Source organism: Marinobacterium sedimentorum (assembly GCF_024267675.1).
In the GTDB taxonomy this organism is placed as follows: Bacteria; Pseudomonadota; Gammaproteobacteria; order Pseudomonadales; family Balneatricaceae; genus Marinobacterium_A; species Marinobacterium_A sedimentorum.
In genome coordinates this window covers 1-212 of the sequence record NZ_JALDYX010000212.1, presented here as the reverse complement: position 1 = coordinate 212, position 212 = coordinate 1, and the positions used below count along the sequence as shown (strand labels likewise).

1 protein-coding gene is annotated in these 212 nt (G+C 45.8%); it reads left to right on the top strand.

What is annotated here, in order from left to right; all coding sequences use genetic code 11:
* Positions 1 to 212, top strand: a 212-nt coding sequence (locus MRS74_RS23860) for an endoribonuclease YicC domain-containing protein (RefSeq protein WP_254582764.1), incomplete at both ends; no start/stop codon positions are given.

The following is a 212-nucleotide window of genomic DNA, read 5'->3' as shown; positions in this document are numbered from 1 at the left end:
GCAAGAACTCATTCTACTGGCACAGAAATCAGACGTTGCTGAAGAACTGGACCGCTTAGACTCTCACGTAAAAGAAACAACCAGCATCTTGAAGAAAGGTGGCTCTGTAGGTCGTCGTCTTGATTTCATGATGCAAGAGTTCAACCGTGAGTCAAACACACTGGCATCTAAGTCTATTAGCACCGATATCACGGCTTCTGGCGTAGAGCTAA